This window comes from Sulfuricurvum sp. RIFOXYD12_FULL_44_77 (genome assembly GCF_001830725.1).
Taxonomy (GTDB): domain Bacteria; phylum Campylobacterota; class Campylobacteria; order Campylobacterales; family Sulfurimonadaceae; genus Sulfuricurvum; species Sulfuricurvum kujiense_A.
In genome coordinates, this window is record NZ_MIBU01000099.1 from 1 (window position 1) to 2,382 (window position 2,382).

Genomic DNA, 2,382 nt, shown 5'->3' on the forward strand with positions numbered 1-2,382 from the left:
CAGAGCAAAACGGCGGAAGGGGGGAACATTAAACCCCGATTGTGACAGTAACGGATAAAGTTCGGATTCGACCATAAACATCTCCTACGAATGGGGATAATGCTACCTCCTGAGAGGGCAATTCATTAGATAGTATAGCCTAAGGAGGGAGCAGGTGTAAAGTAGGGGTCCTTATCGTGAAGTTTTTGAATAATTTGATCCATCGGAAGAGGGCGGCAGAGGTGATATCCTTGGAGTGTATCGATTTGATTTTCAATTAAAAAATCATAGTGTTGAACCTCTTCTACCCCCTCTGCGGTGACGTTCATCCCCAACGCATGGGCGAGATTCGATATCGATTCAACGATGTGACGATTCGAATGTTCCGTAAAGAGAGCCAGAATAAATGATTTGTCAATTTTAAGGGTATCAATCGGGAGTTGTGCCAAGTAGGCGAACGAGGAATATCCGGTGCCGAAATCATCTAAGGAAATTCGTATTCCGCCTGCTTTAAGTTCCAGAAGCTGACGACTGACGACAGCGATATTTTCCATAACAGCACTTTCGGTCACCTCAACTTTTAGAAAAGAAGCGGGGATAGAGCGCTGTGCTAAGTATTCGAGTAACTCTTGGGCAAATTTAGGTTGATGAAGCTGTTTTGCCGAAACGTTGATCGCCACAAAAAACGGCTCATCCCGTAAAGTGCGAACGGTATCGATAAAATCACACGCCTGTGAAAGGACTTTTTTGCTGATGAGGTGAATATCGCCATTGGTTTCGGCGATGGGGATAAAAACATCCGGCGGTATAAACCCCTCTTGCGGATGAGGAAGTCTCAAAAGGGCTTCATACCCTTCCATTCGAAGCGTTTTTGAGTCGATCAGCGGTTGAAAATAGAGTTCGAAAAGATCCTCGGATAGCCCTTCTCGTATTAATGATTCGATATGTAAAAAATTATGAAGGGCCCGTTGCATCGACGTATGATAATACGCAAACCGGTTCTTCCCTTTGTTTTTTGCTTCATACATCGCGGTATCGGCATGTTTGATTAAATCTTCGCCGTTGAGGGCATCATCGGGATAGAGGACGATTCCGATGGAAGCGGAGAGGAAAAAATCGCTCTCATTTAAACGGCAAGGTTCTTTGAACGCTTGAATCAGCCGATTGGCGGTGAGATCAATACTGGTTGTGTCGGCATCTTGGAGCAAAATAACAAATTCATCTCCTCCGAAACGGGCGAAAAAATCGTATTTCCCTACTGTTTCACGAATCCGACGACTCACTTCAATGAGAATTTTGTCACCCACTTTATGTCCCATCGTATCGTTGATGTTTTTAAAATTGTCTAAATCCAAAAACATCAACGCAAAAGGGGAGTTGGGAGCATGTTCAAAACGGCTCTCTAGCTGCAGTTTGAGTTTCGCTCTGTTGGGGAGGTGGGTGAGGGGATCGTGATAGGCCAAAAAAGCGATCTCTTCACTTTGCGCTTTAGAACCGGTGATATCACTGGTAATCCCGATAAAGAGGTGAAGCTTCGGATGGTTATGGATACGGCTGTTGAGCCATCGAGTCTCTCCGCTTTGGGTTAGAATCCGGAATCGAATCGCCTGAGATTGGCCGGGCATAAGTGTTTCAAAAAACATTTGAACCAAAGCTCGGTCTTCGGGATGAATTTGTTGCTGCCAAAGTGTCGCATCGGATAAAAAAGCCTCTTTAGAAAAACCAAAAATAGTTTCGACGGCAGTATTGACATAACGGAGGGAGAGGGTCTCATTGTCGATATACCAGATCACTTCATCAATACTGCCGAGAACCTCTTCTACCTCCTGATTTTTGGAGTTTAGTACTACGGAGAGTTCATTGGCTTGTTGTTCGATCAACTCTTTTGAGATACGGAGTTCTTTATTGAGACGGTTTACATCGGTGAGATTCCGGACGTTGACAAAGAAATGGACAGTGTCGTTTTGGCGGATCATGCGTACACTTTTGATCGCCTGTACGATACTCCCGTCACGATGGAGAAAATCGGTATCGGCATCAAGTGATTTTCCCTCATTCATCACTTTGGTGATACATTCGGAAAAGACATCAACATCCGCTAAAAGGGTGAGCATATTCAGCCCCACTAAAATCGTCCCCTCATACCCTACCATGTCAGAAAAAGCGTTGTTGGCAAAGAGGATTACCCCCCTCTCATCCACCATAATAATACCATCGGGGAGGTAATTTAAAACATCATTGAGAGGGAAAATTGTTTGCATTGAATCCTAAAACGTGATTATTTTGTGATGGTGTTATTGTAATTTATTATAGTTTAAAGCTTGCTTCTTTGGGGACATTAGGATGGGATAATTTGAATTTGGATATAATCGCGTAATTTTAATATGTAAAGAGTTTTGCAAT

Annotated in this window: 1 protein-coding gene; it reads right to left on the reverse strand. The window is 43.5% G+C overall.

What is annotated here, in order from left to right:
• Nucleotides 1-125 precede the first annotated feature (125 nt).
• The gene (locus tag A2517_RS04355) at nucleotides 126-2,240 is read right to left on the reverse strand and encodes an EAL domain-containing protein (protein ID WP_294894513.1); all 2,115 of its coding nucleotides are present in this window, start codon (nucleotides 2,238-2,240) and stop codon (nucleotides 126-128) included.
• Nucleotides 2,241-2,382: the final 142 nt, after the last annotated feature.